Raw genomic sequence first — 24,234 nt, forward strand, 5'->3', positions numbered from 1 at the left:
AAGCCCCGTCGCGAGACAGGGCTTTTCCAGCGATCGCGCGATTAAGCCGCGACTACGCTCACGTAACGACGACCGAAGGCGCCTTTTACTTCGAACTTGATCACGCCTTCGACTTTAGCGAAGAGAGTGTGATCTTTACCCATGCCAACGCCGTAGCCAGCGTGGAATTGGGTGCCGCGCTGACGCACGATGATGTTGCCTGCTTTGATAGCCTGGCCGCCATACATCTTCACGCCAAGGCGTTTGGCTTCTGAGTCGCGACCGTTACGGGTACTACCACCAGCTTTTTTGTGTGCCATGAGTTCAATTCTCCTAGTGAGGAATTAGGCTGTAATTAAGCCTGAATACCGGTGATTTTGATCTCGGTGTACCACTGGCGGTGGCCCATACGCTTCATGTGGTGCTTACGGCGACGGAACTTGATGATGCGGACTTTATCGTGACGACCTTGGGAGATCACTTCAGCCACAACGGTAGCGCCAGCAACAACTGGAGCGCCGATATTCACGTCGTCACCGTTGGCAACCAACAGAACGCGATCAAAGGTAACGGATTCGCCGGTAGCGATTTCCAGTTTTTCGATCTTCAGGTATTCACCTGGGGCGACTTTATACTGCTTGCCGCCAGTAACGATTACTGCATAAGACATGGTATTTCTCCGATAATCCTGCTCACCCAGCTCTTTATAAGAAGAGGTATTGGCTGGCATGGCTGCATGGGGCTGGAGGCCCGCTTGCAATTGCGTAAGGCAGGTGCTGCCCAGGAAGTTCAGGGTGCGCGATTGTACGCAAGGCACGAGCGCCTTGCAATAGGCCGTCCATCGCGCCTTGACACCTGCTGGCGTGGGTCCTAGCATGCCGCGCAACCCTTCTGGAGCAACTGTCGCTGATGCAACCCCAAGCTTTCTACCGCGCGGTGGCGGACGATTTTAGCGCCGTCGACGGCATCATCAAGAAGCAGCTGACTTCCCGAGTGCCGCTGGTATCGAAAATCGGCGATTACATTACCTCGGCCGGCGGTAAACGCCTGCGTCCGTTACTGGTGCTGCTGTGTGGCAAGGCCCTCGGCCGCGAAGGCGACGACCTGCGCCTGCTGGCCGCCACCATCGAATTCCTGCACACCGCTACCCTGCTGCATGACGACGTGGTCGACATGTCCGGCATGCGCCGTGGCCGTTCGACGGCCAATGCCATGTGGGGCAACGCGCCGAGCGTGCTGGTGGGCGACTTCCTGTATTCGCGCTCCTTCGAAATGATGGTCGAGCTGGGCTCCATGCCGGTGATGAAGATCCTTTCGCAAGCCACGCGCATCATCGCCGAAGGCGAAGTGTTGCAGCTGTCGAAGGTCCGCGATGCCAGCACCACCGAAGAAACCTACATGGAGGTCATCCGCGGCAAGACCGCGATGCTCTTCGAAGCCTCGACCCACAGTGCGGCAGCCCTGGCCGGCGCGACACCTGAGCAGTGCGAAGCGCTGCGCACCTTCGGCGACCATCTGGGCGTGGCCTTCCAACTGGTCGACGACCTGCTGGACTACAAAGGCGACGCCGAGACCCTGGGCAAGAACGTCGGTGACGACCTGGCCGAAGGCAAGCCCACCCTGCCGCTGATCTACACCATGCGCGAAGGTACGCCGGAGCAGGCAGCCCTGGTGCGCAAGGCGATCCAGAAAGGCGGTATCGAAGACCTGGAAAACATCCGCGAAGCTGTGGAAGCCTCCGGCTCACTGGATTACACCGCCCAGCTCGCCCGCGACTATGTGGCCCGTGCGATCAAGTGTCTCGACGCGCTGCCCGCCAGCGAATACCGCGATGCACTGGTTGAATTGAGCGAGTTTGCGGTCGCCCGCACACACTGATCTGCACTTGTAGGAGCCGGCTTGCTGGCGATTGCATCACCACGGTGTTCCTGACACACCGAGTTGGATGCATCGCCAGCAAGCCGGCTCCTACAGGTCCCACCCCCTCTCTCACCTAAAACCCTATATAATGTGCGCTTTTTAGCGATCCTGAATCCAAGGAGCCTTAGTGAGCACGTTGCCACCCTGCCCGAAATGCAATTCCGAATACACCTATGAAGACGGCGCCCAGCTGATCTGCCCTGAGTGCGCCCACGAATGGTCCGCCAGCGGCGAAGCCGAAGCTGTGTCCGATGATGCAGTGAAAAAGGATTCGGTGGGCAATGTCCTGCAGGACGGCGACACCATCACCGTCATCAAGGACCTCAAGGTCAAGGGCACGTCGCTGGTGGTCAAGGTGGGCACCAAGGTCAAGAACATCCGCCTGTGCGATGGCGATCACGACATCGACTGCAAGATCGACGGCATCGGCCCGATGAAGCTCAAATCTGAATTCGTCAGAAAAGTCTGATTCAGCTGTACGCCACCCCGCGTCCTGACGTGGGGTGGTGCTTCGCCCTCCCCGCCTCGCCCAATGAACCCTCGCAATAGCCAAATGCCAGCCGTTTTGACCTTACGCAATCTTTACCCAGAAAAATCACGGATCAGCCAATAGGCCCTTGCTATTTATTGAATACGAATTGTTCTCATTGAACCCCATCAATGGAGATGAGAACCCATGACTTATTTGATCGATGCCTGGCTGGACCGTCCACACCCCTACCTCAGGATCCTGCATCGGGAAACCGGGGAAGTCTGTGCAGTGCTGGAAGAAGAAGCCTTGAACGAACTGCAGGATCAGGGTGACCTGGACGTCAACGGCTTGAGTTCCAGCGAGCCGGTGGTGCTCAAGGAAGTGGTGAGAAACCTGTTTCTGTTCTGCTATGCCCGGGCATTGCGCCCGACCAATGAACTGCATCACAAGATAGAACTATGAGAAACGCAAACCCTTGTAGGAGCGAGCATGCTCGCGATGGACTCAAGGACACCGCGCTCATTCAGAATGCACGCGTTATCGTTCACGCCCATTGCGAGCATGCTCGCTCCTACAGGGTCAGGTATTACAGAACGTCCAGCAGCTCGACGTCGAACACCAGTACGCTGTGCGGCGGAATGCTGCCAACGCCTTGAGCGCCGTAAGCCAGTTCGCTCGGCACATACAGACGCCATTTGCTGCCGGCATTCATCAGTTGCAGGGCTTCGGTCCAGCCAGCGATCACGCCACCGACCGGGAATTCCGCAGGCTCGCCGCGCTCGTAGGAGCTGTCGAACACGGTGCCGTCGATCAGGGTGCCGTGGTAGTGGGTACGCACGGTATCTTCACGGGATGGCTTGGCGCCTTCACCGGCGGACAGTACTTCGAACTGCAGGCCGGAAGCCAGGGTGGTGATGCCGTCACGCTTGGCGTTTTCAGCCAGGAAGGCCAGGCCTTCGCCAGCGGCTGCTTCAGCCTTGGCTGCAGCTTCGGCCTGCATGATTTCGCGAATTACCTTGAAGCTTGCAGACATTTCTTCCTGGCCAACACGGCTTGGCTTACCGGCAAACGCGTCGGTCAGGCCTGCCAGGATCGCGTCCAGGCTAACGCCCGGTGGCGGGTTGTCGCGCAGCTGGTCGCCCAGCTGACGGCCGATGCCGTAGCTGACGCGGGTTTCGTCGGTGGACAGATTTACTTCGGACATGACACTGCTCCGCTGTGCGGACGGCTCGGGAACTGGCCGTGCGTGCACAGCGCGTCCCGGAGCGCCCGGAACCAAAAGGGCCAGCAGACTAGCACAGATGTCATGCCATTGATGAGGGACGTCAGGCGATCGGCACCTTCAGGTTTTCCTCCACATCGGCAACCAGCCCGCACATCTCGTCATGCACGACGGTGTGGACAAGGTTGAAGTGCAACTTGGGAAAGGAGCGTAGCACCTCGCGTGCATGTTCCACCGAGCGCAACTGCATCGTGTGACCTGGCGCATCACTCAATGGATACGCCGCTCCGTGCATACGCGCCTCAAGCAGGTAAATGCCTCCTTCCATGGAGATCAGGTTCAACTCATCGACCTTCCCGGCGACGGCATAGGCATTCAACTCTTGCAGGTTCATGAGCGCACCTCACGCAGTGACGAGCCAACACCCTTACAGGGATATGCCTCGGCGCATCAAAGCACAAGCCATAAACGACGCCGCCCGTCTGTTTTGCAACAGACGGGCGGCGCATAACAACAGGACAGCCGTTGTTTAGTGCTTGGTCACTTTATCCAGGTAACCCATGGCAAATGCCGACACCACAAAGGTCATGTGAATGATGACATACCACTGCAAATGCTCGGGATCGACGTTCTTGGCGTCCATGAAGATACGCAGCAGGTGGATCGACGAGATCGCCACGATCGACGCGGCCACCTTCATTTTCAGCGACGAGGAGTCCATGGTGCCCAACCAGTTGAGCTTCTCCTTGCTGTCGTCGATGTCCAGTTGAGACACGAAGTTCTCGTAGCCGGAAATCATCACCATCACCAGCAAACCGCCTACCAGCGCCATGTCAATGAGCGACAGCAACACCAGGATCAGGTCCGATTCGGCCATCGAGAAGACGTTGGGGATAACGTGGAAGACTTCCTGGAAGAATTTCAGTGCCAGTGCCAACAGCCCGAGGGATAAACCGAAGTAGATCGGCGCCAGCAGCCAGCGCGAGGCGTACATTGCATTTTCGATAAAGCGTTCCATTGAATCTCACAGGCGGACTTGAAATGGCCGTGAGTATAACAGCCGTCTGTAATACCCAGAAACCATTGGGAAATCCGCTACCTGCGTGTGTGTATCAAATTTTTTCTGCTAGTGTCCAAACCATTGACAGCAAAATGACATCGGACAGGAAGACTGGAAATGGATGGGCGATTGCCATTAACGAGTGCCGGGATTTTCATGGCCCTGCTGATCAGCGCCTGCTCGCCCAGCGACGAGAAACGGCAGGTCAGCCTTGAGGAAAAGACTGCGCAGTTCGAGAAGTCCCTGGATGCCATCGAGGACCCGAAACTCAAGGATGCGGTGGCCGAACTGGGCGGTTCGCTTTTGCTGCTTGAGCGCGCGCAACTCAAGCTCGACAGCAAGCCCGTGGAAACCGAATACGGTGAAGACGCCCTCGCCGTGCTCAAGCACTACCCAACGCCACAGGCCCTGGTTGACACGTACATCAATGGCCTTTTCGTCCTGCACAAGGACTCCAGCTCCGACTACCTGACGGACCTGCAACCGGTGTTCCCCTTCAACTTCAGCATCCCGGCGGCGTTTCTGTTTCCCCATGGCCTGCAATGGCAGTCGGTCACCCTGAGCAACAAACGGGTTATCGCCTTCCAGCCGGAATGGTCGGAAACCGACCCGGGCATTCAGTTGAGCCCATCGAGCTCCAACGTGACCAACCCTGACGACCTGACCGTGACCTATCCGTTCATTGAAGGACTGGACGTCGATATCAAGAATCAGCCACAACCGGTGAGCCTGCAAGGCACGGTGGAAGTCATTGCACCGCGCCGGCTCTACAGCTTCGACCTGACGAAAAAGGACATCGGCCAGACCCGCACCAACGACAATTTGAGCGTCACCTTGGTGAAACTTGGGGACAACTACGCCGAAATCGAGTTCAGCAATAGCGAGCCGCCAGCCCCCGAGATCGCCGAAACACCGTTGAATCCGCTGATTGTCCAGGCCAGGGATACCACCGGGCAGTTTCTGTCGCGCTCAGGCTCGATCAATGAGAATGCCGCGCAAATTGCCTTCTACCAGAAACAACTGGCGAAGTTGCAGCAACAGAAACTCTGGAGCGAGTCGCTGGAAAAACAGCTCAATGAAGAGCAGCGAACCTTCGAGAAACAACAGAAACGCCACTACTCCAAGGTGTATTTCAACGGGACCATCGAAACCCTTGAAGTCAGCCTGCTGGATTTCTCCGGCGTTACGGTGACTCGCAAGGACCTGGACCTGCCGGTACGCCGCTTCGACCGCCATACCACGGCGAAAACCATCCAGCCGCTGAGCTTGCCGGTGGTAGTCTACGACGACAATGCCCCGACCTGGCTCAAGGGCGCGACCTTGACCCCTGAGCAGTTGAAAAAAGGCGTCAGGATCACTCAATCGGTCGAGGATCCCAGCGCTGCGCGCGTCGAGTTCACTCACCTGCGCAGCTTCAATGATGAATTGCTCGGTAGCTCTTTCAACCCGGGCGATAGTCCGGTCAGCTTCTTCACCGAAGACAGCAGCGGCAAGCGCGATGGGTCGATCGAATTGCCACCAGAGGCGTATGAGGTCGACCCCCTGGGCGGCACGATCACCTACGACCTGAACCTGTTTCCACAGACACCCGCCTTTGTGGTTGGCTCCATCCCGCTGTTTCTGGCCACTGTCGAAAAGCAGACGTTCGATGCCCATCAATTGCCCAAGGGTCTTGAACTCAAGGGCAATGCGCTGGTGGTGGATTCGAAAGTGTTTCCCGATCCGGACTGGCGTTTTTTTGCCAAGGATGACAGCGGCAATTACCTGAAGGAAATTCTTGCGGTCAGCCATGACGCGAGCACAGAAGGCCCCGCGTTATTCGCCGTGCATTACTTCTACGGTCAACCCACGCGCCTGGAAACCTATCAACGAACTGACCTCGCCACCGTGCAATATGGTTTTGAGGTCAAGCTCGACAAGGCTGACATGTCCAGCCAGGCCCAATAGCGCTGTCAGTGCTCGGGCCGGAACTCGAAACCACCCACGCTACGACAACGACCACCGTTGATTTCCCGCAACTGGGCTTGCAGATGCAGGCACCAGATCTGCGGGTCATCGGCCAGTTCATAGCCGTGCAGGGTCAGGCTTTCAACGATGGTATCGAGGATGGACTCAGCCACAAAAGGGCCATGGAACGGGCCTTGGGCTTTGATGGCTGAAGGTTGTTCACCGGCCATTCCGGCGGCGAAGAGTAAGGTCCACATCCCCGTATCGCCCGCCAGGGGGCGGATGGCGCATTCGATACGAGTCACAAGACCTAGACATTGACGAGTGAGGCAGAGGTTGCGCGGCATGGCGGCGACCCTCGGTAAATCCGGTATTCAGCCTCCACGGGAAGGCTGTCTCGATCCAGTGATACTGTCGATATCCTTGAGCAGAGAATAGAGGAAAAGTTTGACTAGTACGTCAAGTAAGACCAGAAGGCGCCGAATGGTCACTGTGTGAATATTGGCGCCAGAGTGATGGCACTTTATTGCGATTCACAAGCAAATGTGGGAGCGAGCCTGCTCGCGAAAGCGGACGATCATCCAACATCAATGCTGAATGAAAATCCGTCTTCGCGAGCAGGCTCGCTCCCACAGTGGATCGGGGTGAAGCTCAGGTTTTTGTCAGGCCGGCTTGGCCTCCACCAGCGCCTCCACAGCCATTTCCTTCTCTGCCTCTTTCAGGTCATCTTCGCTGATCATCTCCGCGATCACCCTCAAGCGCTCCACCACCCGTGCGTTGACGCTACCTTCAGGGAACTCGCCATTTTCATCCGGCTCGCCCGCCGGCTCACCCACCAGCAGGCTCAGCGCCTCGTCGGCCTGACGCACGGCATAGACGTGGAACTGACCGGCGCGCACAGCGGCCAGCACTTTCTCGTCAAGCATCAGCGTGGCAACGTTGGCATGGGGAATGATTGCTCCCTGTTCGCCCGTCAGTCCGCGCGCTTCACAGAGACGGAAGAACCCCTCGATCTTCTCGTTGACGCCGCCCACGGCCTGCACTTCACCGAACTGGTTGATCGAGCCGGTAATCGCAAAGCACTGCTTGAGCGGGGTTTTCGACAAGGCCGAGATCAGGGTGCACGCCTCGCCCAGGGAAGCACTGTCACCATCGACGTAGCCATAGGACTGCTCCAGCGCAATGCTCGCGGAGATCGCCAGCGGAAACTCCTGGGCGTAACGGCTGCCCAGGTAACCGGTGAGAATCATCACCCCTTTGGAGTGGATGGGCTGACCGAGGTTGACCTCACGCTCGATGTCGACGATACCGCTGCCACCGGGATACACCGTGGCGGAGATCCGCGCCGGTACACCAAAGGCCGAGTCGCCGACTTCCAGCACTGTCAGGCCGTTGCACTTGCCGACCGCCGCGCCCGCGGTGTCGATCAGGATGATCCCCGCCAGCATGTCATCGAGAATGCGCGCCGACACACGTCCAGTACGGGTGGCCTTGGCCTTGAGTGCCCGCTCGATGTGACCGGCATCGGTCATTTCATCCGAGGCCAGGTGACGAATGAAATCCGCCTCGCTGACCAGCTGGAACAGATCACCGATGCGTGCCGACAACCGCCCCTGATGCTCGGCCAGGCGTGCGCTGTAGGTTGCCAGGCGCGCCACCGCATCGGCGGTCAACGGCGCCATGCCCTCCTCGGAAGTACGGGTCTTGAGCAACTGGGCGAACTGTTCCAGGCTCTCGTCGACCATCGGAATGTCTTCATCGAAATCCACCAGGACGCGAAACATCTCCTGGAAGTCCGGATCGAGGTCCTGCAGCGTGTAGTAGAGCTGGCGAGCCCCGATGATGACGACTTTGACCTGCAATGGAATGTGCTGCGGCGTCAGGGTGACGGTTGCGAAACGACCCATCTCGCCCAGTGGCGATTCCATTTTCAGTTTGCGCGATTGCAGGGCGCGCTTCAGCGCATCCCACACGAACGGCTCGCTGAGCATTTTATCCGCTTCGAGGATCAGGAAACCGCCGTTGGCCCGGTGCAGCGCACCCGGCCGCAGCTGCCGATACGTGGTATAGAGCGCGCCCTGGTCGGTGCTGTATTCGATGCGGCCGAACAGGTTCTCGTAGGTCGGATGCGGCTCGAACACCACAGGGGCACCACCACTGGCGGAATGCCCGACCACCAGGCTCGGCGCGTATTGCTCCTCCAGCAGCTTGCGGGCGACTGCATCGGTCTTGCTGTCGTCGACCAGTTGCTCGACCACGGTCTTGAGCAAATACACCTGCATCGCTTGCAGGTACCCGCACACCGCCGCGTTCTCGGCGTATTTCTCCGACAACGGCGACAGCAAAGGCTGCAGGGCCAGGGTGATGGTTTCTTCGTTCAGATGGCGCAGCTGATTGCTCGACTCGCGCTTCCATTGCGGCAGGCTGGCGAGTTCCTCGTTCAGGCGCTCTTCGAGGTTGGAAATATCATCGTGGAAGCGATCGCGCTCGGCTTCCGGCAATTGGGCGAATTCGGCCTCATCCAACGCCTTGCCTTCAAGCATCGGAGTGAATGCGATATTGCTGGCATCGCGATAGAGCGCGACGTCTTTCTCCAGCGCCAGGCGCTCGATCACATCCAGTGCCTTGTCATAGCGCTGATTGAAGGCGCGGTCGATGGCACTTTTTTTCTGCTGGTAGGACGGGTGCTCGAACACCGCCGGAAAGGTCGCCAGCAGGTTGTCGATCAAGCCGTTGATATCACAGATGAAGGCACCGGCGGTGCCCGATGGCAACTCCAGGGCACGCGGTTCGCGCGGCTCATCGAAATTATTGACGTAGACCCAGTCCGCCGGGGTCTGCAGGCGTTTGCCTTCGGCCTTCAGGTAGCGTTTGACGAACGAGAAGCGACCGGTGCCGGGCTCGCCCATGACGAATACGTTGTAACCGGGGCGTGGCATGGCCACACCGAACTGCAAGGCTTCGACCGCACGTTCCTGGCCAAGCACACCGCGAAAGGGCTCCAGATCATTGGTGGTAGAGAAGCTGAACTGTTCAGCGGAAAACGGACGGGTCAGCGCTTCAGGCGCTAGACGCAAGCTGGCAGCAACAGGATCAGGCATCGGGCTTCCTTAACAATCAGGCGGGGCAGATAGCGGCATTCTGGCGCCGCCCATGCCTGACTGGCAAGGAGCGCCTAAGGCCAAAGCATAGTCAAGGCCAAAGCCCGGGGTTGAGCGGCGCCAAATCAGCGTTTTCAACGAATATTTGGCAAAAAATCACGGAACCCCTTGATCATGCCTAAACTCCAAACTGCGCGACTGGATTAATAACCAGTCCACACTGGCGAGATAGGCGCCAGAACCCTTGTCCATTGGTTTGCACATAAAAGAGAACAAAGCTATGAAACGGATTCTTCTTGGTACTCTCTTCACCGCGGTATCCATCAACGCCATGGCTCAGGCGCCAGGCGGCCCGGATTGCGGTTGGGGCAACATGCTGTTCGAAGGTCAGCGTGGTACCCCGGCTCACTTCCTGGCATCCACCACCAACGGCACTTCCGGCAACGCAACATTTGGTATGACTTCCGGTACCAACGGTTGCTCGACCAACGCGTCGCTGACCTATGGCGGCAAATCCTGGTTTGCCATGAATGGCATGATGAACGAGCTGTCCGAAGACATGGCTAAAGGTCAGGGCGAAGCGCTGACCACCTACGCCGTAGTACTGGGCGTGGCGCCGGAAGACCGTGCGCACTTCGCCGCCGTCACTCACGAGCACTTCCAGCAGATCTTCAGCAAAGCTGACGTGACCGCGGAAGATGTGCATACCAACACCCTGGCCGTTCTCAAGAGCGATCCTCGCCTGGCCAAGTACGCCACTCAGGCTTAAGCTCCAGCGCACCCCGCTTCTTTCGGGAAGCGGGTTTATTTTTTGGACCTGCCCCCTCCTTGGGTCTTTGTTTTTTTCCTGTTTAAGTTGCTGATTATGCTCAAACGCCTTGCCTGGCTGGCGCTCTGTGTCTGCGCCCCGCTGTCCGCCGCGCCTCACATCGATCCACAACGTTTGCAGCAACTGGCCAACGACCCCTTTTGGATCTCCCTGGGCCATTACGAAACCGCCAAGCTTGGTGGCTGGCGTAGCTATGTCAGCGACAAGAAATTTTTTCTTGCCGCCGATGGCAACGAACACCCGGACCGTGAACTGGTGGCCACCGTGCAAGCCTTGTACGCCCCGGCCACTTCCGGCGAACAGCATGCGCAGTGCGTCTACCCGGCACGAACCCGCTGGCTCAAGGCGCAGCTCAACCTGACCGACCTGCCGGCTTTGGACTGCGCCGAGTTCAATCAATGGTTCAAGGACGTTTCGCCCCACAGCGCGGTGATGATCTTCCCGGCGGCCTACCTGAACAGCCCGTCATCGATGTTCGGCCACACATTGCTGCGCATCGATCAGGCCGACGTGCAAAGCGACAAGACCTCGCTGCTCAGTTACGCGATCAACTTCGGCGCCTACATCGAGGGTTCCGACAACAGCATCCTGTACGCCTGGAAAGGCTTGATGGGGGGCTATCCGGGGCTGTTTGCGCTGGTGCCTTACCAGGAAAAGCTCTCGGAATACCGCAGTCTCGAAAACCGTGACTTGTGGGAGTACCGCCTGAACCTGACCCAGCAGGAAACGGCGCGCATGGTCGAGCACGTCTGGGAACTGAAACAGATTCAGTTCGACTATTTCTTCTTCGACGAAAACTGCTCCTATCGCCTGCTGGAACTGCTGCAAGTGGCGCGTCCGAGTCTGCGCCTGAGCGAGCAATTCCCACTGACAGCCATTCCCACCGACACCGTCAAGGCCGTGAAAGAGGCCGGGCTGGTGGAGTCCATCCAGTATCGTCCGTCTCGCGAACGGGAATTGCTGAGCCGAGCCGAGCCACTGACCGATGAAGAACAACAGTGGGTACTGAAGGTCAGCGCCGACCAGAATCAATTGCAAACGCCCGAATTCAAGGCGCAACCCCGTGACCGCCAGGCGCTGATCATCGATGCGGCCTACCGCCTGGAACGCTATCGCGCCAACGGCCAGGAGCGAGATCCGCAGCGGGCCCAGCGCAGCTTTGAGTTGCTGCGGGCGATCAACCGCAATCCCGCACCCGAATTGGACATCCCGCAGCCTGGCCTGCCCGAGGACGGCCACGAGTCGCGCACCTGGCAGGCCGGTCTGGGCACCCGTGGTGACCGCGCCTTTGGCGAGTACGGCTTGCGCATGGCCTATCACGATCTCAATGACAACGCCGAAAGCTTCCCCCTCGGCGCACAGATCGAGATCCTGCAATTGAAACTGCGCCAGTACGAAGGCAATGACTGGCAAGTGCAGCAACTGGACCTGGCGACCATTCGCTCCCTGACCCCGCGAAATGAGTTGCTGCAACCGTTGTCGTGGCAGGTCACTGGTGGCCTGGAGCGAGTGCCGGGCAAGCATGACGATGAAACCCTGGTCAGCCACGTCAATGGCGGCGGCGGCGGAACCTGGCAACTGGGCGACGACATGCTGGGGTTCGCCCTGGGTACCGTGCGCGTGGAGCACAATAATGACTTCGCCGAATTCATATCGCCGGCAGCAGGTTTCAACACCGGCCTGCTGTGGAAAAACCCGCTGGGCAATCTGAGCCTGGAGGCAAAAGGCGATTTCTTCACCAATGGCGAAGTGCGCCGTAGCCTGAGCCTGAACCAGCAGTGGGAATTGTCGCGCAACCTCGGTTTGCGCCTGAGCGCCCAGCGCGAGTTCAGCCACCTGGCCACGCCTGAGAATGAAGTGATGCTAGAGGTGAAGTGGTATCACTACTGACCAAAATGCACCGATCCACCCTGTGGGAGCGAGCCTGCTCGCGAATGCGCACTGTCTGCCGACATCGATGGCGGCTGATCCACCGCCTTCGCGAGCAGGCTCGCTCCCACAGGGGGGTGGGGGTTGTGGTGTTGAATGGATTTTTCACAGGCCTTCCACAAACACCTGACGAACCCGCACCTAGACTTCCCTTATAGGCCGTTAAACGGCCCCGGGAGTCCGAGATGTGGCGTTGCGCAGGTGTGTTGAGTTTGTTGATGTTGATCGCTGGTTGCCAGACAACCCACGAAGATCTGATCGCCAAGGGTTATCCACCGGCATTCGCCGACGGGTTCGATGATGGGTGCAGCAGTGGTCGACAGGCCGCCGGGGCCATCACCGGCGAGTTTCGAAAAAACGTCCCGCGCTACCTGAAGGACAAGAATTACGCCGAAGGCTGGAGCGATGGTTTCCGTCAGTGTCAGGCCATGCGCGAAAACGAGGATCGTGAGAGCTATCGCAACAGTCACCTCAATGAACGGGACAAAGCCTGGGAGCAACAGAAGGATCAGGATGCCGCTCGAGCCTATCGCTCGCCATGAGTCGCTTTCAGACATCCTGTGCAACCAAATGCCTGCGAGCATGGCCCAAACCCTATAACGGGAGAAAACCATGAGCCGGGCATTCGTCAATGAAGATAACGCCGCTGCGCAAGCCGATCAGCCAGTCGAACGGCAGGTCAGCGCGCAGCCCAACTACGTCACACCACAGGGCCTGAAACTGCTGCAGGCCAAGGTTGGCGAACTGCAAGCCCTGCACGCCGCGCAGTCTGCGGAGGGCGATCAGGCCGACAAGCAGCGCCTGGCCGACCTGGAGCGCGACCTGCGTTACTTCAAGCAACGCCTGGGCAGCGCCCAGGTCGTACCAGTCGCCACGTCCACCGAAAAAGTGCAGATCGGCAGTCGGGTGACCTACGCCGATGAACATGACGCCGAGCACCGGGTGCAACTGGTGGGCGAAGATCAGGCCGATGCCGCTCATGGCCTGATCAATTGGGGATCGCCGCTGGGTCGGGCACTGCTCGGGGCGCAACTCGGTGACGAGGTGCTGTGGCAACGCCCGGCCGGCGATCAAACGATCGAGATCATTCGTATCGAGCCGGCTTAAACCACACCTTGGGCCAGCATCGCGTCGGCGACTTTGACAAAACCGGCGATGTTCGCGCCCTTGACGTAGTTGACCTGGCCATTCTCCTCACCGTAATGCACGCAAGCATGATGGATCGACTGCATGATGGCGTGCAGCTTGCTGTCCACCTCACCGCCGGTCCATAGCAAACGCATGGCGTTCTGCGACATCTCCAGACCGCTGACAGCAACACCACCGGCATTGGACGCCTTGCCCGGCGCGAACAGGATGCCTGCTTCGATAAACAGGTCCACGGCTTCGAGGGTGGTCGGCATGTTCGCCCCTTCCGCCACACAGAAGCAGCCATTGCGCAGCAACGCCTGTGCCGCCTCGGCATCCAGTTCGTTTTGCGTGGCGCACGGCAGCGCGATGTCGCAGCTCAGCCCCCATGGGTGCTGGCCAGCCAGGAACTCCAGGCCAAATCGACCCGCCAGTTCGCTGATGCGTCCGCGCTGCACGTTTTTCAGTTCAAGCAGCGCCTGCCACTGCTCTTCGGTCAGCCCGCTCTCGCAGTACAGCGTGCCTTCGGAGTCAGACAGCGAAATAACCTTGCCGCCCAGGTCCATGACCTTGCGCGCCGCGTACTGCGCAACGTTGCCAGAACCCGAGATCGCCACACGTTTGCCTTCGACGGTTTCACCGCGACGCTTGAGCATTTCCTCGGCGAAGTACACGCAACCGAACCCGGTGGCCTCAGGGCGAATCAGGCTGCCGCCATAGCTCGGACCCTTGCCGGTCAACACGCTGGTGAACTGGTTGCTAAGGCGCTTGTACTGACCGAACAGGAAGCCGATCTCGCGGGCACCGACGCCGATATCGCCGGCCGGCACGTCGACATCGGCGCCAATGTGGCGATACAGCTCACTCATGAAGGCCTGGCAGAAGCGCATGACTTCGGCGTCGCTTTTGCCTTTGGGGTCGAAATCGGAACCGCCTTTGCCGCCACCCATGGGCAACGACGTCAACGAGTTCTTGAAGGTCTGCTCGAAGGCCAGGAACTTCAAGACGCCCAGATTCACCGACGGATGGAAACGCAGGCCGCCTTTGTACGGGCCAATGGCGCTGTTCATCTGGATACGGAAACCGCGATTGACCTGCACCTTGCCGTGATCGTCGACCCAGGACACGCGGAACACGATAGCTCGCTCCGGCTCGCACATGCGCTCCAGGATGCCTGAGGTCAGGTAATGCGGATTGGCTTCGAGAAAGGGCCACAGGCTACGCAAGACTTCCTCGACGGCCTGGTGGAATTCAGGCTGGTCCGGGTCGCGCTTTTTCAGCCGGGCAAGGAAGGATTCGACGGATTCGATCATGGAAAAGTCTCGGCAAATTATTGTCGTTGGAAGAAATTGGGCCGGACTTTAACAAACGTAACGCGCACAGGAATAGAGCAGAATGTCGCATTTATGAAATTAAATGGTGCTCAAGATATAAAATAATCGATTTTTCAGTACTTCATGCACCATAAAGGGGACCTCATCCGCAGGGCTTGCACTAGCATGCACCCCGCACATAAAAGCCCTGATGCGCCAGCATCAGGGCTTGGTTGAGCAGGTCAAGCCAATAGGGCCGAACCGACACGTTTCCCCGGAAGAGGAATACCCAATGCAGGATAATGAACAGATACGCGATCTGACTCATGCCCGGTACCATCCACCGCCCTTACGCTAAACGTATATCGCTTACCTGATTCCAGCCCGGTAACAGCAAACTCGGTCTCTTTCGTACGCCCCGACTCTATACCGCCCTGTTCGACGATATAAGTAATATTGCCAGAGCTGTCATACGACGGCTCCCACGTCAATGTTAGGCCAAGATCAGTGGTTCGAAGATTCGAGGGGTCTGTCGGCGAGGTAAAGTCCGGAAAACTAACCTTGACACAAACAGGCTCCGAGTAGCGAAATGACTCATCGTAAGTTCGAATGCAGTAAACGTGCTCTCGTCCTTCCTGTGGATCTGTATCGGTATAGGGGGGCGAAATTGGTATCTCGAGGAGCTGATTATCTCGACGCAGTTCATATCGAGGTTCACCAGTTTCTACTTCACCGCCGTACCAATAAAATGAAACCTGACTCGCCGTGTGATTAAAAGGCTTAAAATAGGTCGGAGGCGTTGGCGTGAATCGAGACCCGACGGAACCTGAAAACCCTGGAAGTTGGTTTTTTGCAGGAAAATTAACTTCCCCAACGTTAAATGGAATACCAACCTTGGGATATTGAACAAAAACCCGATTTGATTCATTGCCCGTAGGATCGAACGCAGTTACACCAAACTCGTAGCGTTGACCTGGAACCAGACCGGCAATAGCAAACTCAGTATTTATAGTTTCTCCTAATTTATGATCAACTCCCTGATCGACCCGATAGGTAACATGCCCTGAGCTGTCACTGGATTCATCCCAACTGAAGATAAGCCCTAAATTGGTGGTTCTCAGATCAGTAGGCACTGTCGGTGCGGTAAAGTCTTCGAACTCGACATCGACACAAATGGGATCGGAAAGGTTAAATTCCTCATCATACGTACGCATGCAGTATTTATGAACTCGCCCTTGCTCTGGAGCGGTATCTTTATAAGGAGGATGGCGTGGCACTTCCATCAAATCATTATCACGCCTTAGTTCATAGCGTGGCTCACCACCGTCGACTGCACCGTCCCCCCAGAACAAACTAACCTCAGACGAAGTTTGATTGAAAGCCTCAAGAAATGACGGAGGACTCGGTTTGTGCCTGGCGGTGGTAACAGGCACACTTTTACCTTCAGGGCTGCCTGGACCATGTGTTTTAGGATGCACAGAAAACACATAAGGCGTCTTGGATGTCAGCCCGGTAAATTCATAAGACCCTCCGCCACTATATTGGCCCACATGAGCACGGCCGTTATATAAATCAACACCACCCCAGTACCCATATACCTGCCAGCTTATCCGACATGTCGTAGCAGTAACATTAGAAGCCTGGATTGTAATCAAAGGATCAGGAATCGGACTTGCTTTAGGAAGCAAAGGTAAATTTGAAGTTTTCATTATAATCACCGGAGAGAAAGCGAATTAGTGTTAAACCACATAAGCGAGTATAAACAGTAATTTCACGTCCACCACTAGCAGAACTACTAGGTTGCAATCTCTAAACAGCTTCTTTCCGGCTTTCTTCAATACCTAAACATCGCACCGACTTAAAATCACTGTACTGTCTCGTTTTGCCAGGAAGGATCTGAATCGAGCGTTACAATCCTCCGGCCAGAAATAAAAATGCCAGTCAGCATGACTGACTGGCATTGGCCCGAAGGCACCGCTTTTTTTTCAAACCACCAACCCGAAATCAGGCCAGTTTTTTGTGCCGTACCCGATGTGGTTGGGCAGCGGCTTCGCCAAGACGCTTTTTGCGGTCGGCTTCGTACTCGGTGTAGTTGCCTTCGAAGAACACCGCTTGCGAGTCATCTTCGTACGCCAGGATGTGAGTCGCGACGCGGTCAAGGAACCACCGATCGTGAGAGATCACAATGGCGGCGCCCGGGAAGTCGAGCAGGGCTTCTTCCAGGGAGCGCAGGGTTTCGACGTCGAGGTCGTTGGACGGTTCGTCGAGCAGCAGGACGTTGCCGCCCTCTTTCAGGGTCAGCGCCAGGTGCAAGCGACCACGCTCACCACCGGAGAGGTCCTTGACGAACTTCTGCTGGTCGCCGCCCTTGAAGTTGAAGCGGCCGACGTAGGTGCGCGACGGAATCTCGTAGTTACCAATGCGGATCTGGTCGGAACCATCGGAGATTTGCTGGAACACGGTCTTGCTGCCGTCCAGGTCTTCGCGGCTCTGGTCCACGCAAGCCAACTGCACGGTTTCGCCGACTTCGATGCTGCCCGAATCCGGTGTTTCCTTGCCCATCAGCATGCGGAACAGGGTCGACTTACCGGCACCGTTACCGCCGATCACACCGACGATGGCGCCTTTAGGCATGGAGAACGACAGGTTGTCGATCAATACGCGATCGCCGTAGCCCTTGGTGACGTTCTTGAACTCGATGACCTTGTCGCCCAGGCGTGGACCCGCCGGGATGTAGATCTCGTTGGTTTCGCTGCGCTTCTGGAATTCCTGCGATTGCATTTCCTCGAAGCGTTGCAGACGTGCCTTGGATTTCGACTGGCGGGCCTTGGCGCCTTTGCGCACCCACTCCAGTTCTTCCTTCATGGCTTTTTCGTGAGCCGACTGCTGCTTGGATTCCTGGGCCAGACGATCGGACTTGGCTTCCAGCCAACCCGAATAGTTGCCCTCGTACGGAATGCCCGCGCCGCGGTCGAGTTCCAGGATCCAGCCAGCGACGTTGTCCAGGAAGTAACGGTCGTGCGTGATCGCGACCACGGTGCCCGGGAAGTCGTGCAGGAAGTGCTCCAGCCACGCAACGGAATCGGCGTCCAGGTGGTTGGTCGGTTCGTCGAGCAGCAGCATGTCTGGCGCGGACAGCAGCAGGCGGCACAGGGCCACACGACGCTTTTCACCACCGGACAGGTGTTCTACTTTTGCGTCCCAGGCCGGCAGGCGCAGCGCGTCGGCGGCGACTTCCAGCTGGCGCTCCAGGTTATGGCCATCGCTGGCTTGCAGGATGGCTTCGAGCTTGGCCTGTTCGGCAGCCAGCTTGTCGAAGTCGGCATCCGGGTCGGCGTAGGCCGCGTAGACCTCGTCCAGGCGCGCCTGGGCGTCCTTGATCACGCTGACCGCTTCCTCGACCACTTCACGCACGGTCTTGGTCGGGTCCAGTTGTGGTTCTTGCGGCAGATAGCCGATGTTCAGGTCCGGCATCGGACGGGCTTCGCCGTCGAACTCGGTGTCGACGCCAGCCATGATTTTCAACAGGGTGGACTTACCCGAACCGTTGAGGCCGAGTACCCCGATCTTGGCGCCCGGGAAGAACGACAAGGAGATGTTTTTCAGGATTTCCCGCTTCGGCGGAACAACTTTGCCCAGCCGATGCATGGTGAATACGTATTGAGCCATGGAGAACCTAGGGTCAGTGACTGATGAATGAATAGAGCGCAGGCGATGCCCGGCCAGACCATGCGCGACGTACGCTTGACGAGGTCAATGCGCAGGCGCTGAAAAAAGTCTGATTCTAGGAGCTGGAACGCTCCCGCGTAATCGGCAAAGCTACCTTAATGACAGATGGCAGTCCAGCCGAGCGGGACTGGCACTTCGCCACAACTCAAGGCATGCTAGCCGCCCTTCGGGCGTCCGACTTATAGTGCACGTCGCGCCAGTCCAGCCAAACCGCAGGATTACAGTTTGTCCAGTGTCCCTCCGTCCCTGATCCCCCGTGCACCGACTGTTGCACCCGGCTCGCCCATGCACGGCACACTCAAGGGCGCTATGGCGATGCTCGTGTTGCTGCTGCTCGCCTTGTTGTGCTGGCAACTGCTCGATCAGCTTCGGGAAACCCAGAAGATCCAACGCCAGGCGACCATCGACCACACCGCCGACCAGGCCGCACAAGTCAGCCTGAACATGGCGCTCAACGCCCAGATCGCCCTCAACCTGCTACCGATTGTCGAGCAGCCGCAAAGAGCTGACGAGCTGCAGGACCTACTGCGCAAACTGCAAAAGTCCTTGCCGGAGCTTTCGAGCCTGGCACTGCTCAGCCCTTCGGGAAGAATCCTCAGTGACACGGCCGGCACCAGCGACGATGCAGACTATCTGGGAGAGCTGGTCCGACGCAGTCGCGCCCAACCCCACTACTACAGCAACGCCATCGACGGCTCGCGGGTGTATCTGCTGCTACATCAAGCCAGCGGCAGCAATCGCGGCTATTGGGCCTTGCGCTTCAAGCCGACGTTTTTCACCTCACTGACCCATCTGAACGAAACGGGCACTGCCCCGCTGTGGCTGGTGGAAAATCGCTTCAATCACCAGATCCTCAGCCGCGACGAGGCATTGCCGCAGGTCAACCCAGGCACCTTGACCCAGGACGATGTGGCCAACAGCGTGCTGACCGTCGCGCTGAGCAGCAGCGACTGGCAACTACGTGGACTGTTCGATCGCCAGCGAGTGCTCGAAGAACTGCTGCCGGCTTTCATTGGCAAATGCCTGCTATGCCTGGCTTTTTCCATGCTGCCGTTCATCGTCCTGCTAAACATGCGCCGTCGGCAGCGCCAGCTGCACGAAGGTCGCCGACGCTACCAGGAAATTTTCGAAGGCTCCGGCGTGGCATTGTGCGTACTCGACATGTCTGGCCTGCGGAGCGTGTTTGACAAGGCCCAGCTGCTGAGCGACGAGCAACTGCAAGCATGGCTGGCGGTTGCGCAACAGCGCCGGCAGCTGTTGCAGGAGCTGCGCATTACCGAAGTCAATCAGGTCGCCCTACAGCTGCTTAACGTCGATACCTGTGAACACGTCTGGAGGCTGTTGATCGATGGCAATCCCGTAGAGGGCAGTGCCATCGGCAATCAGGTGCTCGAAGCGGTGCACAGGCAACAGCAACAGCTCGAACTGGAAATCAAACTCCAGGACGCCTCGGGTCGTGACCAGCATCTGTGGCTGGTGTTGCGCCTGCCGCAGAACCCTGACGACTTCAAGGCGGTGATCCTGAGCATCACCGATATCACCAGCCGCAAGCTCATCGAGCTGTCGCAGCAGGAGCGCGAACGTTTCTGGTCTGACGTCGTGCGGACCGTGCCCGATCACCTTTACGTGCAAGACGTGATCAGCCAGCGAATGATCTTCAGCAACCACCATCTGGGCCAAACGCTGGGCTACAACCGCACCGAACTGCAGCAGATGGGCGAGTACTTCTGGGAAATCCTCCTGCATCCCGACGATGCCGATTACTACCACAGGTCGCGCCAGACCCAGCGGCAAGGCGGCTACAGCCAATTGATGCAATGCCAGTTGCGCTTTCGCCACCGTGACGGGCAATGGCGGCGTTTCGACATTCGCGAGCAGGCACTGGCACGGGACAAGCACGACCAGGTCACCCGCATCATTGGCGTGGCCAAGGACGTAACCGAACAGATCGAGGCCAGCGAGTCGCTGCGCGACAGCGAGCAGCGCTACCGCATGCTCGCCGAAAGCATCAGCGACGTGATTTTTTCCACCGACAGCCGCATGGCACTCAACTACGTAAGCCCTTCCGTGCAGGGGGTGCTGGGCTACGAAGTGGAGTGGATTTTCCAGAACGGCTGGCAATCGACCATTGCCAATCCGCAGCAGTTGAGTGGCATCTATAGCCTGATGGATCGCGTCAGCAAAGCGCTGGATAAACCTGAACAGCTGGCCCTTCTGCGCAGCCAGGTGCAAACCCAACTATTCCTGTTCGACTGCCTGCGCGGCGATGGGCGCAAGATTCCTATCGAGCTGCGACTGGTCCTGGTCTGGGACGAACACGGTGCATTCGAAGGCGTGCTGGGCGTCGGTCGCGACATCAGCCAGCAACGCCGGGCCGAGAAAGACCTGCGCATGGCCGCCACGGTATTCGAACACTCGACCTCGGCGATCCTCATCACCGACCCGGCCGGCTATATCGTCCAGGCCAATGAAGCCTTCAGCCGTGTCAGCGGTTATGCCGTGGAACAGGTACTCGACCAGTTGCCCAACATGCTCACCGTCGATGAGCAGCAGGAAGCTCATTTGCGCTACGTGCTCAAGCAACTGAACCAGCACAGCACCTGGGAAGGCGAAGTGTGGCTGCGTCGGCGCAATGGCGAGCATTATCCGGCCTGGGTCGGCATTACCGCGGTTCTGGACGACGAAGGCGACCTGGCCAGCTACGTGTGTTTCTTCAGCGATATCAGCGAACGCAAGGCCAGTGAACAACGGATTCACCGCCTGGCCTATTACGACGCCCTGACCCACCTGCCCAACCGCACACTGTTCCAGGATCGCCTGCACACGGCGTTGCAGGCGGCTGAACGGCAGAAGTCCTGGGTGGTGTTGATGTTCCTCGACCTGGACCGCTTCAAGCCGATCAACGACTCCCTGGGCCATGCCGCCGGTGATCGCATGCTCAAGGAAATGGCCACGCGCCTGCTCGGTTGCGTCGACGACGACGACACGGTCGCGCGCATGGGCGGCGATGAGTTCACCTTGCTCCTGCAACCGCGGGCCAACCGGGAAATCGCCTTGACGCGGGCGATTCACGTGGCGGAGCAGATCCTCGCCAGCCTGGTCAAACCCTTCGTACTCGAAGGCCGTGAGTTCTTCGTCACGGCCAGTATCGGCATCGCCTTGAGTCCGCAGGACGGCAATGAACTGAGCCAGTTGATGAAGAACGCCGACACCGCGATGTACCACGCCAAGGAGCGCGGCAAGAACAACTTCCAGTTCTATCAGGCGGACATGAACGCCAGCGCCCTGGAGCGCCTCGAACTGGAAAGCGACTTGCGACATGCCCTGGAACAAAACGAATTCGTGCTGTACTACCAACCGCAGTTCAGCGGCGATGGCAAACGCCTGACCGGCACCGAAGCCTTGCTGCGCTGGCGTCATCCGCGCCGTGGACTGGTACCACCGGGAGATTTCATTCCGGTGCTTGAAGAACTCGGACTGGTGGTGGACGTCGGGGATTGGGTGATCAGCGAGGCCTGCCGCCAGCTCAAGACCTGGCATCAGGCCAAGGTGCGCGTGCCGAAGGTGTCGGTGAACATCTCGGCACGGCAATTCTCCGACGGCCAGCTTGGCACGCGGATCGCCAACATCCTGAAGGAAACCGGCCTGCCGCCGGCGTGCCTAGAACTGGAACTGACCGAAAGTATCCTGATGCGCGAAGTCAGCGAAGCCATGCAGATTCTCGCCGGGTTGAAAAACCTTGGCCTGAGCATCGCGGTCGACGACTTCGGTACGGGCTACTCATCGCTCAACTACCTCAAGCAGTTCCCGATCGATGTACTGAAAATCGACCGCACCTTTGTCGACGGCCTGCCGTCGGGTGAACAGGATGCGCAGATTGCCCGGGCGATCATCGCCATGGCCCACAGCCTTAACCTGGCGGTGATCGCCGAGGGCGTGGAAACCCAGGAGCAACTGGATTTCCTGCGTGAACACGGTTGCGATGAGGTCCAGGGTTACCTGTTTGGCCGGCCGATGCCGGCCCACACCTTTGAAGGGCAATTCAGCAATGATGCCCTCTTCATGTTCGACTGACATTGTGTGGTGACGCGGGCGGCCCCTTCGCGAGCAGGCTCGCTCCCACAGGGTTTCTTGGGTGTACACAAAATCATTGAACGCTCAAGATCCACTGTGGGAGCGAGCCTGCTCGCGAAGAGGCCGGCCCATTCACCGCTGATCCCGTCATGAAGCCCACTTGTCTGCGACATGATGTCGTTTCATATGCCTTCCAAAAGCCATTGGGTTAGAATGCCCCCCTTTTCCGCCCCCGATCCTTGAGGACCGCCATGTTCAGCCGTGATTTGACTATTGCCAAGTACGACGCCGATCTCTTTGCCGCCATGGAGCAAGAAGCTCAGCGCCAGGAAGAGCACATTGAGCTGATCGCTTCGGAAAACTACACCAGCCCTGCGGTGATGGAAGCTCAAGGCTCGGTATTGACCAACAAGTACGCCGAAGGCTACCCGGGCAAGCGCTACTACGGTGGTTGCGAGTACGTTGACATCGTCGAGCAGCTTGCAATTGATCGAGCCAAAGAACTGTTCGGTGCCGATTACGCCAACGTTCAACCGCACGCCGGTTCGCAAGCCAACAGCGCCGTTTACCTGGCCCTGCTGTCGGCTGGCGACACCATCCTGGGCATGAGCCTGGCCCACGGTGGTCACCTGACCCACGGTGCCAGTGTTTCGTCCTCCGGCAAGCTGTACAACGCCATCCAGTACGGCATCGACGCCAATGGCCTGATCGACTACGACGAAGTCGAGCGCCTGGCCGTTGAGCACAAGCCGAAAATGATCGTGGCCGGTTTCTCTGCCTACTCGCAGATCCTCGACTTCCCACGCTTCCGTGAAATCGCCGACAAGGTGGGTGCCTACCTGTTCGTCGACATGGCCCACGTGGCCGGTCTGGTCGCCGCTGGCGTCTACCCGAACCCGGTGCCATTCGCTGACGTGGTGACCACCACCACCCACAAGACCCTGCGCGGTCCACGTGGCGGCCTGATCCTGGCTCGCGCCAACGCCGACATCGAGAAGAAGCTGAACTCCGCGGTATTCCCGGGTGCCCAGGGTGGCCCACTGGAGCACGTGATCGCCGCTAAAGCGATTTGCTTCAAGGAAGCGCTGCAACCTGAGTTCAAGGCTTACCAGCAACAAGTGGTGAAAAACGCCCAGGCCATGGCCAGCGTGTTCATCGAGCGCGGTTTCGACGTGGTTTCCGGCGGTACTGAAAACCACCTGTTCCTGCTGTCGCTGATCAAGCAGGAAATCTCCGGTAAAGATGCCGACGCCGCCCTGGGCAAAGCGTTCATCACCGTGAACAAGAACTCCGTGCCAAACGACCCTCGCTCCCCGTTCGTCACCTCCGGCCTGCGCTTCGGCACTCCGGCTGTGACCACTCGCGGCTTCAAGGAAGCAGAGTGCAAGGAACTGGCCGGCTGGATCTGCGACATCCTGGCAGACCTGAACAACGAAGCGGTGATCGATGCCGTTCGTGAGAAGGTCAAGGCTATCTGCAAGAAGCTGCCGGTATACGGCGCTTAATTGCACCGCTAAACCGCGGTCAAAAA

At 58.3% G+C, this 24,234-nt stretch carries 20 protein-coding genes; 10 read left to right on the plus strand and 10 right to left on the minus strand.

The genetic code is table 11. From position 1 onward, the window contains the following. Positions 1-41: 41 nt before the first annotated feature. Both rpmA and rplU read right to left on the minus strand, forming a co-directional pair. A complete protein-coding gene (gene rpmA / locus HGP31_RS27005) occupies positions 42-299 on the minus strand; it encodes a 50S ribosomal protein L27 (RefSeq protein WP_003281574.1) in 258 nt (85 codons plus the stop codon). Between the two features lie 35 nt (positions 300-334). Next, positions 335-649, minus strand: coding sequence for a 50S ribosomal protein L21 (gene rplU / locus HGP31_RS27010; RefSeq protein WP_003176051.1), 315 nt, complete (start codon positions 647-649; stop codon positions 335-337). Between the two features lie 239 nt (positions 650-888). Here rplU and HGP31_RS27015 point away from each other — a divergent pair, with 239 nt between their 5' ends. The 3 genes from HGP31_RS27015 (at position 889) to HGP31_RS27025 (ending at position 2,833) form a co-directional block, all read left to right on the plus strand. Next, the gene (locus tag HGP31_RS27015; RefSeq protein ID WP_020798652.1) at positions 889-1,857 is read left to right on the plus strand and encodes a polyprenyl synthetase family protein; all 969 of its coding nucleotides are present in this window, start codon (positions 889-891) and stop codon (positions 1,855-1,857) included. A gap of 169 nt (positions 1,858-2,026) precedes the next feature. Then, complete coding sequence (locus HGP31_RS27020; protein ID WP_020798653.1) at positions 2,027-2,368, plus strand: zinc ribbon domain-containing protein YjdM; 342 nt, start codon at positions 2,027-2,029, stop codon at positions 2,366-2,368. A 207-nt stretch (positions 2,369-2,575) separates the two neighbouring features. Continuing rightward, the gene (locus HGP31_RS27025; RefSeq protein WP_020798654.1) at positions 2,576-2,833 is read left to right on the plus strand and encodes a PA4570 family protein; all 258 of its coding nucleotides are present in this window, start codon (positions 2,576-2,578) and stop codon (positions 2,831-2,833) included. A 124-nt stretch (positions 2,834-2,957) separates the two neighbouring features. Here the strand turns inward: HGP31_RS27025 and HGP31_RS27030 are convergent, their stop codons facing one another. The 3 genes from HGP31_RS27030 to HGP31_RS27040 all read right to left on the minus strand — a co-directional run bounded on the left by HGP31_RS27030 (position 2,958) and on the right by HGP31_RS27040 (position 4,611). Continuing rightward, positions 2,958-3,575 carry a BamJ family beta-barrel-assembly machinery protein gene (locus tag HGP31_RS27030; protein WP_020798655.1) on the minus strand — a complete coding sequence of 206 codons (618 nt, stop codon included), beginning with the start codon at positions 3,573-3,575 and terminating at the stop codon, positions 2,958-2,960. A gap of 121 nt (positions 3,576-3,696) precedes the next feature. Beyond that, positions 3,697-3,987: a DUF6482 family protein gene (locus HGP31_RS27035; RefSeq protein WP_020798656.1), complete on the minus strand. Its 291-nt coding sequence runs from the start codon at positions 3,985-3,987 to the stop codon at positions 3,697-3,699. Positions 3,988-4,122: 135 nt separating this feature from the next. Next, positions 4,123-4,611, minus strand: a complete 489-nt coding sequence (locus HGP31_RS27040) for a TIGR00645 family protein (protein WP_007970904.1) — start codon at positions 4,609-4,611, stop codon at positions 4,123-4,125. A gap of 159 nt (positions 4,612-4,770) precedes the next feature. On the opposite strand from HGP31_RS27040, the gene HGP31_RS27045 reads away from it, so the two are divergent. Next, positions 4,771-6,600 (plus strand): hypothetical protein, encoded by a 1,830-nt coding sequence (locus HGP31_RS27045; RefSeq protein WP_020798657.1) that lies wholly within the window; start codon positions 4,771-4,773, stop codon positions 6,598-6,600. Positions 6,601-6,605: 5 nt separating this feature from the next. Here the strand turns inward: HGP31_RS27045 and HGP31_RS27050 are convergent, their stop codons facing one another. Both HGP31_RS27050 and HGP31_RS27055 read right to left on the minus strand, forming a co-directional pair. Then, positions 6,606-6,947: a PA4575 family protein gene (locus tag HGP31_RS27050; protein ID WP_008058253.1), complete on the minus strand. Its 342-nt coding sequence runs from the start codon at positions 6,945-6,947 to the stop codon at positions 6,606-6,608. Positions 6,948-7,262: 315 nt separating this feature from the next. Further along, positions 7,263-9,701 (minus strand): Lon protease family protein, encoded by a 2,439-nt coding sequence (locus HGP31_RS27055; RefSeq protein ID WP_020798659.1) that lies wholly within the window; start codon positions 9,699-9,701, stop codon positions 7,263-7,265. A gap of 280 nt (positions 9,702-9,981) precedes the next feature. Between HGP31_RS27055 and HGP31_RS27060 the strand changes: the two genes are divergently transcribed. The 4 genes from HGP31_RS27060 to HGP31_RS27075 all read left to right on the plus strand — a co-directional run bounded on the left by HGP31_RS27060 (position 9,982) and on the right by HGP31_RS27075 (position 13,566). Next, positions 9,982-10,470 (plus strand): DUF3015 domain-containing protein, encoded by a 489-nt coding sequence (locus HGP31_RS27060; protein WP_020798660.1) that lies wholly within the window; start codon positions 9,982-9,984, stop codon positions 10,468-10,470. Between the two features lie 96 nt (positions 10,471-10,566). Next, a complete protein-coding gene (locus HGP31_RS27065; protein WP_168758969.1) occupies positions 10,567-12,420 on the plus strand; it encodes an Lnb N-terminal periplasmic domain-containing protein in 1,854 nt (617 codons plus the stop codon). Positions 12,421-12,644: 224 nt separating this feature from the next. Then, complete coding sequence (locus HGP31_RS27070) at positions 12,645-13,001, plus strand: hypothetical protein (protein WP_020798663.1); 357 nt, start codon at positions 12,645-12,647, stop codon at positions 12,999-13,001. A gap of 70 nt (positions 13,002-13,071) precedes the next feature. After that, positions 13,072-13,566: a GreA/GreB family elongation factor gene (locus HGP31_RS27075; RefSeq protein ID WP_033041343.1), complete on the plus strand. Its 495-nt coding sequence runs from the start codon at positions 13,072-13,074 to the stop codon at positions 13,564-13,566. Here HGP31_RS27075 and gdhA read toward each other — a convergent pair. The 3 genes from gdhA to ettA form a co-directional block, all read right to left on the minus strand. Beyond that, positions 13,563-14,900, minus strand: coding sequence for an NADP-specific glutamate dehydrogenase (gene gdhA, locus HGP31_RS27080; protein ID WP_033041344.1), 1,338 nt, complete (start codon positions 14,898-14,900; stop codon positions 13,563-13,565). The two genes, HGP31_RS27075 and gdhA, sit on opposite strands and share 4 nt — an antisense overlap. A gap of 242 nt (positions 14,901-15,142) precedes the next feature. Beyond that, positions 15,143-16,609: a fibronectin type III domain-containing protein gene (locus HGP31_RS30400; RefSeq protein ID WP_205896186.1), complete on the minus strand. Its 1,467-nt coding sequence runs from the start codon at positions 16,607-16,609 to the stop codon at positions 15,143-15,145. A 295-nt stretch (positions 16,610-16,904) separates the two neighbouring features. Beyond that, positions 16,905-18,569 (minus strand): energy-dependent translational throttle protein EttA, encoded by a 1,665-nt coding sequence (ettA, locus tag HGP31_RS27095; RefSeq protein ID WP_020798667.1) that lies wholly within the window; start codon positions 18,567-18,569, stop codon positions 16,905-16,907. 345 nt (positions 18,570-18,914) lie between these two features. On the opposite strand from ettA, the gene HGP31_RS27100 reads away from it, so the two are divergent. Both HGP31_RS27100 and glyA read left to right on the plus strand, forming a co-directional pair. Next, positions 18,915-22,703, plus strand: coding sequence for a sensor domain-containing protein (locus tag HGP31_RS27100; RefSeq protein WP_020798668.1), 3,789 nt, complete (start codon positions 18,915-18,917; stop codon positions 22,701-22,703). Between the two features lie 251 nt (positions 22,704-22,954). Further along, the gene (gene glyA / locus HGP31_RS27105) at positions 22,955-24,208 is read left to right on the plus strand and encodes a serine hydroxymethyltransferase (protein WP_020798669.1); all 1,254 of its coding nucleotides are present in this window, start codon (positions 22,955-22,957) and stop codon (positions 24,206-24,208) included. Positions 24,209-24,234: the final 26 nt, after the last annotated feature.

Origin of the sequence: Pseudomonas umsongensis (assembly GCF_012647205.1) — a bacterium.
Lineage (GTDB): Bacteria > Pseudomonadota > Gammaproteobacteria > Pseudomonadales > Pseudomonadaceae > Aquipseudomonas > Aquipseudomonas umsongensis.

Coding starts and splice junctions, on each gene's coding strand:
- rpmA (WP_003281574.1), bottom strand. CDS start 299: ATGGCACACAAAAAAGCTGGTGGTAGTACCCGTAACGGTCGCGACTCA.
- rplU (WP_003176051.1), bottom strand. CDS start 649: ATGTCTTATGCAGTAATCGTTACTGGCGGCAAGCAGTATAAAGTCGCC.
- HGP31_RS27015 (WP_020798652.1), top strand. CDS start 889: ATGCAACCCCAAGCTTTCTACCGCGCGGTGGCGGACGATTTTAGCGCC.
- HGP31_RS27025 (WP_020798654.1), top strand. CDS start 2,576: ATGACTTATTTGATCGATGCCTGGCTGGACCGTCCACACCCCTACCTC.
- HGP31_RS27030 (WP_020798655.1), bottom strand. CDS start 3,575: ATGTCCGAAGTAAATCTGTCCACCGACGAAACCCGCGTCAGCTACGGC.
- HGP31_RS27035 (WP_020798656.1), bottom strand. CDS start 3,987: ATGAACCTGCAAGAGTTGAATGCCTATGCCGTCGCCGGGAAGGTCGAT.
- HGP31_RS27040 (WP_007970904.1), bottom strand. CDS start 4,611: ATGGAACGCTTTATCGAAAATGCAATGTACGCCTCGCGCTGGCTGCTG.
- HGP31_RS27045 (WP_020798657.1), top strand. CDS start 4,771: ATGGATGGGCGATTGCCATTAACGAGTGCCGGGATTTTCATGGCCCTG.
- HGP31_RS27050 (WP_008058253.1), bottom strand. CDS start 6,947: ATGCCGCGCAACCTCTGCCTCACTCGTCAATGTCTAGGTCTTGTGACT.
- HGP31_RS27055 (WP_020798659.1), bottom strand. CDS start 9,701: ATGCCTGATCCTGTTGCTGCCAGCTTGCGTCTAGCGCCTGAAGCGCTG.
- HGP31_RS27060 (WP_020798660.1), top strand. CDS start 9,982: ATGAAACGGATTCTTCTTGGTACTCTCTTCACCGCGGTATCCATCAAC.
- HGP31_RS27065 (WP_168758969.1), top strand. CDS start 10,567: ATGCTCAAACGCCTTGCCTGGCTGGCGCTCTGTGTCTGCGCCCCGCTG.
- HGP31_RS27070 (WP_020798663.1), top strand. CDS start 12,645: ATGTGGCGTTGCGCAGGTGTGTTGAGTTTGTTGATGTTGATCGCTGGT.
- HGP31_RS27075 (WP_033041343.1), top strand. CDS start 13,072: ATGAGCCGGGCATTCGTCAATGAAGATAACGCCGCTGCGCAAGCCGAT.
- gdhA (WP_033041344.1), bottom strand. CDS start 14,900: ATGATCGAATCCGTCGAATCCTTCCTTGCCCGGCTGAAAAAGCGCGAC.
- HGP31_RS30400 (WP_205896186.1), bottom strand. CDS start 16,609: ATGAAAACTTCAAATTTACCTTTGCTTCCTAAAGCAAGTCCGATTCCT.
- ettA (WP_020798667.1), bottom strand. CDS start 18,569: ATGGCTCAATACGTATTCACCATGCATCGGCTGGGCAAAGTTGTTCCG.
- HGP31_RS27100 (WP_020798668.1), top strand. CDS start 18,915: ATGCACGGCACACTCAAGGGCGCTATGGCGATGCTCGTGTTGCTGCTG.
- glyA (WP_020798669.1), top strand. CDS start 22,955: ATGTTCAGCCGTGATTTGACTATTGCCAAGTACGACGCCGATCTCTTT.